This window comes from Pseudoalteromonas sp. Z1A8 (genome assembly GCF_011378855.1).
Classification (GTDB): domain Bacteria; phylum Pseudomonadota; class Gammaproteobacteria; order Enterobacterales; family Alteromonadaceae; genus Pseudoalteromonas.
In genome coordinates this window covers 1-16,183 of sequence record NZ_WTLB01000034.1, presented here as the reverse complement: position 1 = coordinate 16,183, position 16,183 = coordinate 1, and the positions used below count along the sequence as shown (strand labels likewise).

At 39.4% G+C, this 16,183-nt stretch carries 15 protein-coding genes and 1 pseudogene; 6 read left to right on the top strand and 10 right to left on the bottom strand.

The genetic code is table 11. From position 1 onward, the window contains the following. Window positions 1-20: 20 nt before the first annotated feature. From GQR55_RS13640 to GQR55_RS13630, 3 genes are all read right to left on the bottom strand, one after another. Window positions 21-1,031: an ArsJ-associated glyceraldehyde-3-phosphate dehydrogenase gene (locus GQR55_RS13640; RefSeq protein ID WP_166421030.1), complete on the bottom strand. Its 1,011-nt coding sequence runs from the start codon at window positions 1,029-1,031 to the stop codon at window positions 21-23. Window positions 1,032-1,075: 44 nt separating this feature from the next. Next, on the bottom strand, window positions 1,076-1,429 hold the full coding sequence (locus tag GQR55_RS13635) for a metalloregulator ArsR/SmtB family transcription factor (RefSeq protein ID WP_165729438.1): 354 nt from the start codon (window positions 1,427-1,429) through the stop codon (window positions 1,076-1,078). A gap of 166 nt (window positions 1,430-1,595) precedes the next feature. Then, a complete protein-coding gene (locus GQR55_RS13630; protein ID WP_166421029.1) occupies window positions 1,596-2,024 on the bottom strand; it encodes an organic hydroperoxide resistance protein in 429 nt (142 codons plus the stop codon). 123 nt (window positions 2,025-2,147) lie between these two features. Between GQR55_RS13630 and GQR55_RS13625 the strand changes: the two genes are divergently transcribed. The 3 genes and pseudogenes from GQR55_RS13625 to astB all read left to right on the top strand — a co-directional run bounded on the left by GQR55_RS13625 (window position 2,148) and on the right by astB (window position 5,659). Next, window positions 2,148-2,582, top strand: coding sequence for a MarR family transcriptional regulator (locus GQR55_RS13625; RefSeq protein WP_166421028.1), 435 nt, complete (start codon window positions 2,148-2,150; stop codon window positions 2,580-2,582). A gap of 45 nt (window positions 2,583-2,627) precedes the next feature. Then, a pseudogene (locus GQR55_RS13620) lies at window positions 2,628-3,711 on the top strand (L-dopachrome tautomerase-related protein). Between the two features lie 601 nt (window positions 3,712-4,312). Then, a complete protein-coding gene (gene astB / locus GQR55_RS13615; protein ID WP_166421027.1) occupies window positions 4,313-5,659 on the top strand; it encodes an N-succinylarginine dihydrolase in 1,347 nt (448 codons plus the stop codon). 240 nt (window positions 5,660-5,899) lie between these two features. Here the strand turns inward: astB and GQR55_RS13610 are convergent, their stop codons facing one another. Further along, window positions 5,900-6,757 carry a mechanosensitive ion channel family protein gene (locus tag GQR55_RS13610; protein ID WP_166421026.1) on the bottom strand — a complete coding sequence of 286 codons (858 nt, stop codon included), beginning with the start codon at window positions 6,755-6,757 and terminating at the stop codon, window positions 5,900-5,902. 275 nt (window positions 6,758-7,032) lie between these two features. Between GQR55_RS13610 and GQR55_RS13605 the strand changes: the two genes are divergently transcribed. Next, on the top strand, window positions 7,033-7,713 hold the full coding sequence (locus GQR55_RS13605; protein WP_166421025.1) for an SDR family oxidoreductase: 681 nt from the start codon (window positions 7,033-7,035) through the stop codon (window positions 7,711-7,713). Between the two features lie 93 nt (window positions 7,714-7,806). On the opposite strand, the gene GQR55_RS13600 is transcribed toward GQR55_RS13605, so the two are convergent. Next, entirely contained in the window at window positions 7,807-8,952 is a 1,146-nt protein-coding gene (locus tag GQR55_RS13600) for a hypothetical protein (RefSeq protein ID WP_166421024.1), read from the bottom strand. Between the two features lie 213 nt (window positions 8,953-9,165). On the opposite strand from GQR55_RS13600, the gene GQR55_RS13595 reads away from it, so the two are divergent. Next, on the top strand, window positions 9,166-10,479 hold the full coding sequence (locus tag GQR55_RS13595; protein ID WP_166421023.1) for a M20/M25/M40 family metallo-hydrolase: 1,314 nt from the start codon (window positions 9,166-9,168) through the stop codon (window positions 10,477-10,479). A 76-nt stretch (window positions 10,480-10,555) separates the two neighbouring features. Here GQR55_RS13595 and GQR55_RS13590 read toward each other — a convergent pair whose 3' ends face one another. The 4 genes from GQR55_RS13590 to GQR55_RS13575 form a co-directional block, all read right to left on the bottom strand. After that, complete coding sequence (locus GQR55_RS13590; RefSeq protein ID WP_149593276.1) at window positions 10,556-11,353, bottom strand: response regulator; 798 nt, start codon at window positions 11,351-11,353, stop codon at window positions 10,556-10,558. A 152-nt stretch (window positions 11,354-11,505) separates the two neighbouring features. Next, the gene (locus tag GQR55_RS13585; protein ID WP_166421022.1) at window positions 11,506-12,222 is read right to left on the bottom strand and encodes a Sir2 family NAD-dependent protein deacetylase; all 717 of its coding nucleotides are present in this window, start codon (window positions 12,220-12,222) and stop codon (window positions 11,506-11,508) included. Then, on the bottom strand, window positions 12,219-13,235 hold the full coding sequence (locus GQR55_RS13580) for a kelch repeat-containing protein (RefSeq protein ID WP_166421021.1): 1,017 nt from the start codon (window positions 13,233-13,235) through the stop codon (window positions 12,219-12,221). Before GQR55_RS13580 ends, GQR55_RS13585 begins: the two co-directional genes overlap by 4 nt. 108 nt (window positions 13,236-13,343) lie before the next feature. After that, window positions 13,344-13,973 (bottom strand): NAD(P)-dependent oxidoreductase, encoded by a 630-nt coding sequence (locus GQR55_RS13575; protein WP_166421020.1) that lies wholly within the window; start codon window positions 13,971-13,973, stop codon window positions 13,344-13,346. A gap of 102 nt (window positions 13,974-14,075) precedes the next feature. On the opposite strand from GQR55_RS13575, the gene GQR55_RS13570 reads away from it, so the two are divergent. Then, window positions 14,076-14,984 carry a LysR substrate-binding domain-containing protein gene (locus tag GQR55_RS13570; RefSeq protein ID WP_166421019.1) on the top strand — a complete coding sequence of 303 codons (909 nt, stop codon included), beginning with the start codon at window positions 14,076-14,078 and terminating at the stop codon, window positions 14,982-14,984. 52 nt (window positions 14,985-15,036) lie between these two features. Here the strand turns inward: GQR55_RS13570 and GQR55_RS13565 are convergent, their stop codons facing one another. Further along, window positions 15,037-15,912: a diguanylate cyclase gene (locus GQR55_RS13565; protein ID WP_166421018.1), complete on the bottom strand. Its 876-nt coding sequence runs from the start codon at window positions 15,910-15,912 to the stop codon at window positions 15,037-15,039. Window positions 15,913-16,183 lie beyond the last annotated feature (271 nt).

The following is a 16,183-nucleotide window of genomic DNA, read 5'->3' as shown; positions in this document are numbered from 1 at the left end:
TTAAGCCTTTTTAAACGAGATTAGACCACATCACTTTTTGCAACTTTAAGCATTAGCTCAGCAGTACGGTTTGCATAACCCCACTCGTTATCATACCAAGCGTATAACTTAAGCTGAGTGTTATTAATTACCATGGTTGAAAGGGCATCTATGGTGCAGCTACGCGGATCTGTTTTGTAATCTATAGATACAAGTGGTTTTTCTTCGTAGCCTAAAATATCTTTTAGCTCGTTATTTGCAGCGTTTTTAAACCAAGTGTTCACTTCACTTTGTGTAACGCCGCGCTCAAGCTCAAATACGCAATCGGTAATTGACGCATTAGTAAGAGGTACACGCACAGCATGGCCGTTTAACTTGCCCTTAAGCTCAGGGAATATATGCGTAATAGCTGTTGCACTACCGGTTGTGGTTGGTATTAAACTAGCCCCACACGAACGTGCGCGACGTAAATCTTTATGCGGTGCATCAATAATAGTTTGTGTATTGGTTATATCGTGAATAGTGGTCATTGAGCCGTGCTTGATGCCCACTTTTTCTTGCAAAACCTTTACTATTGGCGCTAAACAGTTAGTAGTACAAGAGGCGGCTGTAACAATCTTATGCTCACTTGGGTTATAAAGATCATCGTTTACACCCATTACTACATTTAATATGCCGTCTTCTTTTACTGGCGCCGTTACTACAACGCGCTTAACACCTTGTTCTAAATATTGGTTTAGCAATTCGGTGGTTTTCATTTTTCCGCAGGCTTCTATTACTACATCGCAACCCGACCAATCAGTTTCATTTATAGTTTTATTATTCGTCACTAAAATAGTGTGTTTACCTACACTAAATGAGTTTTCATCGCTGGTAATATGTTGTGCTAAGCGCCCGTGTACCGAGTCAAACTCAATTAAATGAGCATGGGTTTTAGCATCGCCCGCTACATCGTTTACTTTAATAAACTCTATTTCTGGCCAATCAACTGCTGCGCGCAGCGTTAAACGCCCCATACGGCCAAAACCGTTAATACCTACTTTAATTGTCATAATAAAATACCTTTAATGAGTTAATTTATTTACTAATTAGTTAGTTAACAACAGCTAGCTGCTCGTTCAGGGCGATTACCCATAGTATTTAACCGCGTTAAATCGTTTTCATAAAATGAAGGGTTAGCAGTCAGGGTTTGCGTTAATACATTTTTAGCCCATTCGGGCAGGGCTTTATTAATGCTGTAATAAACCCATTGATTTTGCTTACGATCGCTCAGTAATCCGCATTGCCTTAATTGTGCTAAATGGCGCGACACTTTAGGTTGGCTTAGTTCAAGTGCAGCAACAAGTTCGCATACACACAGCTCTTCTTGGTCGCTAATTAACAGCATGGCCTTTAAGCGCGTATCATCCGCTAGGCATTTATAAAATTGAAGTGGGTTGAATTGTTCCATAGTGTCCTCGCAGTGTTAGTGCATATACAATAAAACAAAAATTCAACATATGAAATAGTGAATATACGATTATTTGTATATTTAAATTATTTTGCTCTAAAACGCAAAAAAGCACACAGCGACTAATTGTCGTTGTGTGCTTTTATAACTTTTCTTTATTTAGTTATTAAATAACTGAAAGCTCTACTTCAATATTGCCACGTGTTGCGTTTGAATATGGGCATACTTGATGCGCTTTATCTACAAGCGTTTGCGCTGCTGCTTTATCCATATCACCTAGTGATACAGCCAGTTTTACTGCAATCCCAAAACCGCCTTCAATCGCGCCAATAGACACTTGTGAATTAATATGTGTGTCGCTTGGTAAATCTATTTTTTCGCTACCCGCTACAAATTTAAGTGCGCCAATAAAACATGCTGCATAACCTGCGGCAAATAATTGCTCTGGGTTAGTGCCTTGTCCGTCATCGCCGCCTAAACCTTTAGGTGTTGATAGTTTTACATCTAAACGGCCATCATCAGATTTAGCTACGCCTTCACGGCCGCCAGTTGCAGTTGCTTTTGCTGTGTAAGCTACGTTTTGTAATACATTCATAATGAACTCCAAAGTTTAGTAATCAATTTAGTTTGTGTGCAAAATAATAGATCAAGTAATTAGAGATTGCAAATACTTTGCATGCAAATTAAAATAGCATATATTGAAATAAAGGATAACGTTATGCCGTTTGAGCAATTAAAGTTAAAAAATCAGTTATGCCACCGGTTATATATGGCATCTAACAGCATTGCGCGTGCGTATCGCAAGCCTTTAAACGAGCTAAATTTAACTTACCCGCAATACGTAGTAATGATGGCGCTGTGGGAGCAAGACGAAATAACAATTGCAGGGCTAATAGATAAAACCGCGATAGACGGCGGTGCAATGACCCAAATACTCAAAAAAATGAGCGACAAATCATTACTGGCTGTTATTAAAGATGAGCACGACAAACGCAAACGCCTAGTGCAGCTAACCCAGTATGGCCAATCACTTAAGTTAAAAGCAGCCGATATTCCTAAAAATATTTTATGTAAATTTGATAGTGTAGATGCAACACAAGCGAAGCAGTTGATGCAGCTGCTCGATTTAGTAGTAAACGACTTAGCCGATTAGGCTCTTAATTTTTAAACAATAAACGTGTTTTAAAAGGTTTTAAAAATGACTCATATAAAAAAATTACTCTTAGCAGCGGCATGTAGCACTGCACTTTTAGGCAGCAACGCCGTACTTGCTAATACCGCTAATCAAAATGCTGATTTAAAAACAGTAGCCACGTTTGATGCGCAGCACCCACCGGGTAACATTGCTATTACGCCATCGGGTAGAAAGTTTTTATCAGTACATGGTTTTTACGGCCAAAAGCAAAAAATTATGGAGCTTTTAAGCGATGGCACAACTAAGCCCTACCCTAATGAAGAATGGGCTTACGCGTACAATAGCGGTAAAGGTTTTTACGATGTACTTGGTTTTATGGATGCTCGACACATCAGGGCCAGATCGCGCTGGGCGCTTAGTGGGTTGGGATACAAGTAAAGAGCAACTGCATAAAATTATTTACCTCGCAAAACCAATGATTACCGACACCTCATTTTTAAACGATTTAGTAATCGATAATAAACATGGCGTTGTATACATTGCCGACACAGCCCATGGCAGCCAAGCCGCTATTATTACGGTTAACCTTAAAACAGGTGTCGCTCGCAGAGTATTACAAGATAGCCATTACACTACAGCCGAAAATATCGATATGGTTATTGATGGCCGCACTATGAGCATTGGCGGACAACCTGCCCGCTTAGGTGTTAACCCAATTACGCTTGACCCTAACGAAGACTGGCTTTACTTTGGATCTATGTCGGGCACGTCGGTTTACCGTATTGCCACCAGCGATATAAATAACGAGAGCCTTTCGGCTAAAGCACTTGAAGACAAAGTTACGCGTTACGGCACTAAGCCAATTTCAGACGGTATTATTGTTGATGGCGGCGGTAACGTATACGTAACCGACATAACCAACGGTGCAATTGGCGTAATTAAACCTACTGGCGACTACGAAGTATTATTTAAAGACGATCGTCTTAGCTGGCCAGATGGTTTTAGCTACGGAGCCGATGATAAAATATACTTTACCGTTGACGATTTACACAACTCGCCTGTACTTAATAATGGTAAAAATAAAAGCCACGGTAAGTTTAAAGTAATGTCGTTTGAGCCTTTAGTAAAAGCAAAAGTAGGCCGTTAATTACTTTTTGATACCTATACTTTTTAAAAGCCTTGCACATTTAAGTGACCCCAATAGTTGCAGGGCTTTTTGTTAAAAACACACCACGCTGGTGCACTTTTTAATAATGCTTCACCACTTTGGTGCTAACCCTTAAGTATGTATTTACACTTAAATACTAAATACCTGATTTCTATTCATAAAATATTCAAGTTAATGTTGGCATACTTCTTCCTATAGACTGATGTGTTCAGTGAAAATACCAAGGAAAAACCATGTTCAACTTATATCATACCCTTTACCTTTTATGGCGTTTAGACATTAGCGTTTGGCAAGTTAACGACCCTACAAATACCCGCACTACCGCTGATAAAGAACGCGCCTATGTTAAGTAGCATCTTATTGTGTAAAGGCTTGGCATAAAGCTTAAATGTATAAACTCACTTTAGGCTAAGCTTTTGCGCACTATGAAATTTATGCGTACATTTTTTATTAAACTCAAATTAACCGTTCAATATAAAAACATCAAAAAATTAGTAAAAACACTGCGTTTATAACTTTGCAAGCAGCTCAATTGCATTGTATTGTTGCACCCTATTGAAAATTTTTAGTTGGAACGTGTATGAACGCTTTGGAAGTTAATTTTGATGGCTTAGTGGGTCCTACTCACAACTACGCTGGTTTATCGTATGGTAATGTTGCCTCGTTGAATAACGCAGCAAGCTTTTCAAATCCTCAAGAGGCGGTGCTTCAAGGCCTTGAAAAAATGAAAGCCATGCACGACAAAGGCCTAACTCAAGGTGTATTTGCCCCTCATGCGCGCCCCGACTTAAACGTACTGCGCCGCTTAGGCTTTACAGGCAACGATGCGCAAGTTATTCATAAAGCGTTTAAAGCCGATCCTATTTTATTACGTGCGTGTTATTCAGCATCTGCAATGTGGACAGCTAATGCCGCTACGGTATCGCCATCTCCTGATACAACCGACGGCAAAGTACATTTTACTTCAGCTAATTTAAATAATAAGTTTCATCGTTCATTAGAGCCTGCAACCACTACACGCTTATTAAAAGCGATGTTTAATAACGACAAATACTTTGCGCACCATACCCATTTGCCAGACCAAGGCTTTTTTGGCGACGAAGGTGCAGCAAACCATACTCGTTTTTGTGACAGCCACGGCGAGCAAGGCCTTGAAATGTTTGTATTTGGTGCCAGCGCGTTTAACAGCCAATTACCAAAACCCGCTAAGTTTCCTGCAAGGCAAACACTTGAAGCCTCAGAAGCAATTTGTCGTTTACATAACTTAAAAGATTCAAGCCAAATTTTACTACAGCAAAATCCAGACGTAATAGACCAAGGTGTGTTTCATAATGATGTAATTGCTGTAGGTAACGCCAACGTATTACTGTGCCACCAGCAAGCATTTTTAAACCAAGCACTGGCACTACAAGATATTCGCGAAGCGTATGTGGGCAGTAAAGAATTTTATATTATTGAAGTACCTTCCGATAAAGTAAGCATTACCGATGCTGTAAGTAGTTACTTATTTAATAGCCAATTAGTAAGCCTTGCCGATGGTTCAATGCTGCTAGTTGCACCACAAGAGTGTAAACGCAACAGCGCAGTTAACGCCTACATTGAAGAAATGATTATGGCGGATAACCCAGTAAACCAAGTGCAGTTTTTTGATTTACGCCAAAGTATGCAAAATGGCGGCGGACCTGCGTGCTTGCGTTTACGTGTAGCCCTTAACGAGCAAGAACTTACTGCGGTAAACCCAGAGGTTATTTTAACGGATACTAAATACACACAACTATGTGACTGGGCAAAGCGTAACTACCGCGACAAATTAGGCGCAAGTGACTTTGCAGACTCAGCCCTATTAACTGAAAGCTACCAAGCACTTGATGAGCTTACACAGTTACTTAATTTAGGCTCAGTGTACGACTTTCAATTAGAAGGTTAATACCTCAACCAACACAAAGGCTAATACAAAAATAGCGAGCCAAGGCTCGCTATTTTTATTTGTGTTAGTGCTACTAGAATTTAAACGTCTTTATTATACCAATTCGCTTAATTAAGTGATCTATTTTGAGGCTGGAAAAACGTGTTGATAACTAGGCAAAGAATTCGCTATTTAGTTGTTCTAAATGAGGATTTTTTAACGCAGGTAGCGACACGTTTAGCCCCGCAAAATGATTAAGTATTATTGCGGATTGGTATTAACCGTAACTGCCGATGCCATCGACTCCGATATATGCAGCGTACGCTGCGGAAACGGAATACTCAGCCCAGCGCCTTCAATTGCTTCTTTAACACGTTTATTTAAATCCCACACAGTTTGCCAATAATCACCATTTACAGTCCATGCGCGTAATTGAATGTTTACCGCGCTTTCACCTATTGATGTCACCATTACTTTAGGTGCAGGCTCTGCGAGTAACCGGCTCTCTGATGCGGCTAATTCTTTAAGCACATTTAAACCAACGTCAATAGAGTCGGCATAGGAAATACCCACCACTATATCCATTCGTCTTTTGCCATTGCGGGTAAAGTTTTTAATATTGCCACCCCACACTTTACCGTTAGGCGATGCAATATAAAGGCCGTCGGTGGTTTTAAAAATAGTGGTAAATAGGTTTATTTCACTCACAGTACCAAGCGTGCCACTGGCATCAACAAAGTCGCCTATTTTAAAAGGCCTGAGTATTAGTAGCATAATTCCTGCAGCAATATTACTAAGCGTATTTTTAAGGGCTAAACCAATCGCTAAACCTGCAGCGCCCATTAGCGCAATTAAGCTTGCCGTATTAACGCCAAAAATATCTAAAATAAATAGCCCAGCAATTATATAAACCAAATAACCAGCAATACTCGATAAAAGAGGAAGTAGCGTACTATCCACCTTCTTTAATGGGGACTTAGAATTTTTAATCGCTTTTTTAAACGAGCGTGCAATTAAGGCACTCGCAACTAATATCACCAACGCTAAAATCACCTTGTAACCTAAAGTGATGATTGTTTCTGAATGGCTTTGCCAAAACGCTAAGAGTTTATCTTTCATGTTTGTTCCGATAAATGTGGCTGAAACTCAGCAAAATAATGGTTAAATCTAATAAAAACCGACTTCAAAAGAAGTGGCGCGAGTATATAGAATAAAAAATTTAAACCTATCTTTTTTAATCACTTATTTCAATTTTAAAAACACTGTTAAAACCATGATTTTTAAGTTGCAAAGCACACCTATTTACGGCGAATTTATAGCGACTATTCAATGTAGGTTAATCGTTTTTTGGTATCCTCGTTTTAAGCTTTCAACGTTCATAAAAGAGGTATCCCATGGCAAAAGAAAAAATAGTACTTATAACTGGCGCTTCAAGTGGCATTGGTGAAGCAACCGCAAAAACCCTTGTAAATAATGGTCATAAAGTAATACTTACCGCTAGACGCGAAGATAAGTTAACTGAGTTAGTAGAGTCATTAGGCTCAAATAATGCCCTTAGCGTAGCCGCCGATGCAACCGACTTTACCGCGCTTGAAAACGTAGTTGCTAAAGGCATTGAAAAGTTTGGCCGATTAGATGTAGCCTTTGCTAACGCAGGTATGGGTGTTTCAACCGCTGGCACCGAAAAAGGCGACCCTGATGAGTGGTCAACCATGATCGACATAAACATTAAAGCCCTACTGTGGACTGCAAAATTAACCCTGCCGCATTTACGCCAAAACAAAGGTCACTTTATATTAACCAGCTCTGCTGCGGGTCGTAAGCCAATTGGCGGCTCTATTTACGGTGCAACTAAATGGTTTGCTTACGGCTTTGGGCAAAACCTTGCTGAGGAAATGAGCGAATGGAATGGCCGCTGCACCACCATAGCACCGGGCATGGTAAACACCCCATTTTTTGATGAAGCTAAACCCGATAAGCTCGACCCACAAGATGTAGCCGACGCCGTACTGTTTGCTATTGAAGCAAACCAGCGCAACAGCGTACGTGAGATTTATTTAATGCCGACTAATTAACGTTGGCTGGTTAAGTTAGGGCTATCAGGTTTAATAATTATTATAACCTGATAGCTTTTACTCTTAATCTACCTAAGTGAAAACGATACTTGATCATTTAAGTCTATTGTAGTTTTCTAACCAATAATTAGCCTGCTTAATAAAGTCATCTAGCTTTCTATTTTGTGAATTACATGTATCCAATGTAGATACCCAATATTCCAACTCGGTCTCATTATGTTGCATTGGGTAAATATCTTTTAGGGTAAAACACATAAAGTTCCACTGCCATTGAAAATCAATATCACCAAATACAATAATTTCAACAATATTAAAATAAAAGTCATCTAAGTTAAAAAAATCGTCAAAAATAATACTCAATATAACAGGTACTTCATGCCTTACTACGTCTACGTTTTTTATACCTAAGTGGCTGGACAATGAATCTATATGGAGTTTATTACCAACTTTTATCTTTTTTTGTAAGGTCTCAAAGTAAGGAGAGGTTTTAATAATGGGCATAATAAGCTCTTCAAACCAACTTAAAATTTCCATGCGCATGCTGGTATCATTGGGTAAAGTTTTATAAGAAGTCACCTCACCTTTACTTATACTAAAGCCTTCTTCGCTATAAGCTCTGTCTCGCAGGACTTCAAACTCTCTAGCAAATGAAGGTAAAAGTAGTTGTGATGCGATTTTTTCAACAATTAAGCTGCACAGTGTTTTCAGGGTATCACTCTTAGTTTGTGATGACTCTAATAAGCTATCAATCTCCTCTCTCAACTCAGCTATGCGCTCTGCCTCATCTTTTGTTAAAGTAGTACTTGAGAGTTGTTCATCAATATCGACCTTTAAGAGCTGCTTAAAAAGTGATTTAATAATAGCTATATATTCATCAAGATGACTTCGCTGAACTGTTAAACCATTTCCTTGATGATAAAGCTTATTCCTTAAACCATGAAAAAACTCGACTCTAGCAAGCTCTTTAGCACTAATACCCTGCCTACTATTTTTAACTCCCTCAATAACACCGTGAAAGCCTTTACGAATAATATTATACCTTTCATCTTCGGGAGTTATTGACCCCGTAATATGTTTTGGTAACCTTAGATAAGTTTTAAGTAGCATTTCAGCGCCAACATCTAGCAATAAAAAGGATATTAAATTATCTTCTTCATTCTGCTTTTCCGCATGATAAATCGCTTCACTAACTATTTTTACAGGTGCTTTTTGCCAAGCATCTAATTTTTTTCTGTCCATAAATACCAAATAAAACTCGATAAAAGCGCTGTACGTATTAACGAATAATTATAAAATGAGTGAAAGGTTATAATTTGATATAACCAACTAGTTAAAGTCTAAGGTACAACATACCTCATATGATAAACCAGCTTTTTCAACCCCCCTCCCTATTGAATCCTGTGTATTTTTACTTCATATTAAATACTCTTATTTCTCACTTATTATGCTGTTATGTCATTTTTAAAATTTAGCCATGCACTTATCCTCACACTTGCTAGTACCTTACCGCTTACAAGCCATGCGGCGCTTGATAAAAACGAGCGTGAAATAATAAAACAGGTCGATAAAAACATTCCCCAAGCACTTAAAGAGATAGAGCAAGCCGTAAATATTAATAGCGGTTCGCTTAATATTGCAGGTGTAAAAAAAGTAGGTGCGCTGACAAGCGAGCAGCTTAAATCCATTGGTTTTAAAGTAGAATGGCTTGATGGCAGTGCGTTTAACCGCGCAGGGCATGTATTAGCAACCCATGAGAGTAATGATCCCGATGCAATAAAAATACTGATGATCGGCCATCTAGATACGGTATTTGCCAAAAACGATAACTTTACTACCTATAAACAGCTTGATGCCGATACAGCCAGTGGCCCAGGCGTTGCCGATATGAAAGGCGGTAACACGATTATAATTACTGCGCTTAAAAGCTTACAAGCCCTTAATTTGCTCGAAAATGTAAGCATAAAAGTATTATTGACTGGCGATGAAGAAAGCAGCGGTCGCCCGCTTAGCTTATCTAAACAAGCTATTGTTGATGCCGCAATTTGGGCTGACGTAGCGCTTGGCTATGAAAATGGCGATAACAATATTAAAACTGCTATGGCGGCGCGCCGTGGTTATACCGGCTGGACACTAAACGTAACGGCAAATGCAGCGCATTCTTCGCAAATATTTAGCGAAAGCGTTGGTTATGGCGCTATTTACGAGGCATCGCGTATTTTAAATGATTTTAGAGAACAACTTGCCACGCAACCTAACTTAACATTTAATCCTGGGCTTATTGTGGGAGGCACAAATGCCGACTACGACAGTGCTAACTCGTCAGCAACGGCGTTTGGTAAAAGTAATGTAATAGCACAAACCGTGCATGTAGCAGGTGATTTACGTGCACTTTCGCCAAAACAATTCGAAAACGCAAAAAGGTCAATGCAACTCATTGCTAGCAACAGTTTAAACGGTAGTAAAGCTGAGCTTATTTTTGAAGATGGTTACCCGCCAATGGCATTAACTGATGGCAATAAAAAGCTATTAGAATTGTACAGCGACGCAAGCCACGATTTAGGCTTTAACAAAGTAGTAGCAGCAAACCCACGTAATGCAGGCGCTGCAGATATTTCGTTTGCGGCAAGCCATGTTGATATGGCGCTTGATGGTTTGGGCTTAATGGGCAGCGGCGCGCATACCAAAAACGAAACAGCCGATTTAACCAGCCTTGATAAAAACATTAAAAAAACTGCATTACTCATTTATAGATTAGGAAAGCTGTAAGAGTAAATTTGCTTTAAGGGTAAGCGTAGGGAAATAATCATCGCCCTACGCTTAGCGTTGCTTTTAAGGCATTATTTTAAGACATTATTTTAAACAATAAGTCTTTTACTGTTGCTGGCTCAAATGGTTTATCACAAATTGCATCTACCCCTGCTTGGGCTATGTTTGCTAGGTGCGTTTCGTTAGCTTCTGAGCTCACCATTAAAATAGGGATATGGGAGTAACTATTTGAGCTTCTAACTGTTTCGGTTAGTTCGCGTCCGTCCATTTCGGGCATGTTGTAGTCGGTTACTATTAAATCAAACGATTGGTTGTTTAAGTGCTCTATGGCTTCTTTACCGTTTTCAGCTTCTACTGGTGCAGGTATTCCCATACCGGCAAGTACGCGAATAATGTGCTTACGCGCAAAGCGACTGTCATCTACAACCAATACTCGTAGTAATGTTACATCGAAATGTTCAAGCTCTACTTCTTCTTCACTAATTATGTCTAGCGTGGCTTTAAGTGCGCGTGTAATAGCGGTTGCACTAAAAGGCTTTGGTAAAATGGCTAATACACCCGATTGACGAAGTTGCTCTAAATACTTTTTATTTCGCTCGCTCGATACAAGCATAAACGGTTGATGCTCGGTGCTTGGGTTTGATCTGATTTTTTGCAATAAGGTGTCGGCTGTTCCATCGGCCAAATACATGGCGCTTATTACTAAATCTGGTTGGTATTTAATAAGCAGTGCTAATGTTTGCTCTTGTGTGGTTGCCGTTTCTACTTGTTTAACGCCACTATCTAATAACGATTTTATAATTATTTTTTGTTGAACGTCTGAAGGTTCTACTAAAAGTATTGATAAATTGGCTATTGCGGTTAAATCACTCATTTATGTCTCTTGTATATTATTATGTTTTTATAAAGCGATTGCTTTTGCTAATTAATATTATAGAACAACATGTATAACTGGAGAGATAAAAACTTTGCAAAATTGTAAATAACATTAAAGATTGCGCGTTAAATACTCATAACGCGCTTACTTTAGTTGTTTTGAATGTACTCCAGTGCCGTCATTTTTTTATAGCTTACATTCGGGTGTAAAATATGAGCCGGCTCGGGGTCTACAACTTCAATGGGAATGTTGTAATCGCGGGCTATTTCTATTGCCATTTGTGTAATATTAACGCTAAACGAGGTGCCCATAAATACAATTTTATCGGCGTTGCTCATACGCTTTTGCGCTTCGCTAATTCTATAAAGCTCGGTGTAGTACTCATCAAACAGCAAAACAAAGGGTTTAAAAGAATGATTAAGCTCGGGTGTTTGGTTTTTAATATTAAACACTTCAAATAATGAGTTGTGCAAGCAGCTTTCATCAACGTTTTCCCACGGAGCGGTAAATGGCGTTACATCGTCGCCTTGCTCATGAAATAAGGTCATTTGATCAAGCCTGCCGTGTATAGCTATGTAATTTTTATTACCTGCTTTACCATCAAGCCCATCTATGTTTTGAGTAATTAAGTTTTTATTACTCAACCAATGGTGCACGTCGTTTGGGCCATGGTTACGATACGTTGCAAAGCGATGGTAATACCATGCTAAAAACTCTTTAGGAGCGTTTTGGTACATTGCGCGTGTTGCCATTTCCATAGGCGTATAATTTTTACTGCCTATGGTCCAGTAGCCATCCTCACCTCGAAATGTGGGAATACCACTGGCTGCGCTGACTCCCGCCCCGGTAATGTAAAGGGTGTTCATTTTTGAACCTCGTAACCGAGTACGTTAGCACTTACTTGCTGGTTATTATCAATACCGCCAATTCGGTATAAAACACCGTTGTGCTCAAGTAAACCACGGTGATCCATACTTTTTACGTCAACCGGTGATAAAACCTGCCATTCGTTTTTATCAACACTAAAGCGCCAAACATGATTGCTTGCTGGTGCAGGCTTGCCGTCGTAGCCTATTGCACTGTAGTTATATGGGTTATTAGAGCCTGCCAGCATATAAATATTGCCGTTATAGCTGGTGGCTGCCATTCGATAGTGAGCAGTACCCGTTGGGTGTGGCAGCGTGCGCCAATCTATTTTTTGTGGATTAGTTGAATCTATAGAGCCTTTTAAGCACTGTGCTACGCCTGTAAACGAGCGACGCGAATCTGGGTTTGCTTGCGTTTTAACACCATCACAAATAACAATGGTATTACCGCTAATTGCAGCGGCTTGGCCAAATACGGGTTCACCGAGAAATGGCGAGGCTTGTTGCCATGTATTATTTTGTGTGTCGTACACTTGTACTAAATTTACGTTGCCGTCGTTATGCCAGCCACTAATTAAGTAAATGTAACGCGCTTTATAGCTAAGCGCTACGCTGTCGTCTACGGGTACTGGCATGCTCGCAAGGTGGGTGTAAGTATCTTTTATTACGTCGTACTTATATACGTCTGGGCTTGAAACTTCAGTATGATCTTTTGCTACCGTATAGCCGCCAAACACATAGGCGTACTCACCTAAACCCACTGCGGTACTAGCTAAGCGCCCTTTTAGTGGCAAACTTGAAGGCACGCCAGTTTTAGATTGCCACTGTGAATCGCCAATTTTAAGCGCCCACACTTTGTTATGCACTGACGAGTGCTGTTTATCGCGGCCCAGCCCCATAAAGCTTAAAAAATAGGTTTGGTTTTGTGCTGTTACTTTAGCTACCGCATTATTAGCAACAGGCTCTGGTAAAGCGGGAAGACTTGCTAACGCAAGGGAAAAAATAAGGCTCATAAGGCAAATAATTTAATAAAGATTAATATACCCAGATTAAATTATTTTAGCCTTATGAGCCAGTATTGTTATATCTAAATAATCAAACGCTTTTAATTGATAATTAGGCTAGTAGGCAATACTAATATGCTGATTTACATGCGCCGCATTTTGCGCTTCATCAACCATTGCTGTTGCGTAATCAGTGACCGAAACTTTGCTTTCGCCTGCGTCATTAGTAAAAAATGTATTGTCGCCTATACGGTAATCGCCTTCATTATCACCCGGATAAATAATGGCAGCAGGGCTTACAAACGTCCATGAAGCAGAGCTAGTTGTTGTTTTAAATACTTTAAGTGCTTCACCTTGTGCTAGCGCTTCGGCTTTATATTCATCAGGAAACTCTGGTGTTGATACAAGCGTAACTCCAGGTGCGACTTCTAAACTACCTGCACCACCCACCCACAATAAACGTGTATTAGTATTATTAAGTGCGTTAAGTAAGCGCTCTGCTGTTTGCGCTACAAGTTCGTGATTGCCACTTGCTCGACCGCCTACCGAAGCAATAACAACATCAACGCCTTCAAGTACTGATGCAATGCTATCTTGGCTTTGTAAATCAAATACACGAACGACTGTGTTATCATTTACTTTTGCGGCATCGCGTACAATGCTGACTACTTCTAAACCACGTTTAGTTGCTTGTTGTACTATTGTGCTGCCAATCCAGCCTGTTGCGCCTAAAACTGCTATTTTCATTATCGTTTCTCTATCTGTTAAGTTGATAAAGTTAGTTTACTTGCACTACTTAAAGTGATAAATACACAGTTAAGACACATATTAGTTCAAAGTAAGTTACCAATGGATAAAATAACCGCAATTACGAGTTTTGTTGAAGTTGCCCGCTGTGGCAGCTTTACTAAATCAGCCGAACATTTAGAGTTAAGCCGTTTACAAGTTACTCGCCATGTACAAGAAATAGAACAATGGCTTTCACTCAGGCTATTTCATAGAACCACACGTAAAGTAAGCTTGACCATTCAGGGCGAAGAAGCACTTATTTACTGCCAACAAATCCTCAGTACGGTGTCTGATTTACAAAGCAGAGCGCATAGCCATAATAATGAGCTGGTGGGCACAATTCGAATCGCCTCTCCTATTGGGCTTGGCCAAAACTTGTTATTTGATATGGTGGAGCAATTTGTTGCAATTCATCCTCAAACTAATATTCAACTTGTACTTTCGGATAACTTGTCGCAATTGGTTGATGAACGTGTTGATGTGGCGCTGCGTTATATTGATCAACCTAGTGAGCAGCTTATTGCGCGTAAACTCATGCATATAGATAGTGTGTTGTGTGCATCAAAAACCTATTTAGCTACATCACCTTTGCTAAACGAGCCACAAGATTTACTTAATCATAATTGCTTAGTGCATAGCAGCGCGGCTAAATGGCGAATATTATCGAGTAAAAGTAATGACCAAGTTGGCGTAAGTGGCAATTTGCAATCAAACGAAATGACCGTATTAGTTAAAGCTGCAGTTAAAGGAATGGGGATTGCTAATATTCCGTGCGATTTAGCTAATCCTTATTTGAGGAGTGGCGAACTCGTTGAGGTTTTACCTGAGTATTACTCACCAGGACACAATTTATGGGCAGTTTATTTATCAAGAAACTACCAACAAACTGTTGTAAGAGCATTTATAGATTTTTTAGCAGAGCACTGGCAAAGTGATATTAAAAATATGGCGACAAGTAAGATACTGTAGCGAAAGGTGTTGTGGTCATGAGTTAGTTTAAGGTGAAAAATCAACGTCGGTATTAAGGTAAATAGGCTACGTTGTCTAGGCCTCGTTGTTTATTTTTGTACATCGCTTGGTCAGCATGTTTTATAAGTTCGTGATCTGTTTGACCGTGCTCGGGGTAGTTTGCAATACCAATACTAGGTGAGATATTTAAGCTTAATTCATCAAGTGTAAATGTCGCTTTAAATTGGGCAAGCAATTTTAATTTTATAAAGTCAGCCTCGGTTAGTGATTTTAAATTATCTAAAATAATCAAAAATTCATCTCCCCCTAAACGCCCAGCTGTATCGTACTCTCTAATGACACTAGAGAGCCTAATAGCAATGCTGTGCAATAGTTTATCTCCCACACTATGGCCGTAAGTATCGTTAACAGCTTTAAAGCCGTCTATGTCGATAAATAGTAATGAAAAAAATGAATCGTTTCTTTGTGCTTTTATTAGCGTGCTTTGCAATCTATCCATTAATAGCGAGCGATTAGGTAAGCCGGTAAGTACATCGTGGCCTGCCAGATAATACAATTGTTCTTCCATTATTTTACGCTCAGTTATGTCGTGCGCTACAGCAATTCTTACTTGATGTTGCTCTGACCAACGAACAGACCATAGTATATGAACTACTTGACCATCTTTTCTTATCCAGCGGTTTTCAAAGCGAGGGTTTACCGTTTCGCCAGACAATAGCGTAGCTACAGCGTTATGTGTTTTATGATGATCACCTTCGTAAACATAGTTAATCATTTTTTTGCCAACAACTTCATCTGCCGTATAACCAAAAATTTGCTCAAATGCGGCACTGACAAAAACAAATGTGCCTTGTTTATCTACCACGCATACGGCATCAAGCATTAAATCGAGAACTTCTTCTACATTAATCAATTCATTTTTCATCATACTTTGGTGCCTTCAAAGCAAAACCAAGCGAATTTAAGTATTCTATATACCTTTAATAAAAGCAAAGAGAATTAAGTACTCAACAATAGTTAATTTAACGTTACATTAAAATTTTATTTTTATGCCACTCTCTCTACCTTTATAAAAACATGGTCTAAAATATTAATGACCTAAAAGTGCTTTTAAATCCTCTTGAATTCAAGTATTAAGTGCAATCATTATGCAGCCACCAGAACTTCTGATTGCCCCGTAAATAATTCATGAGGGGTTT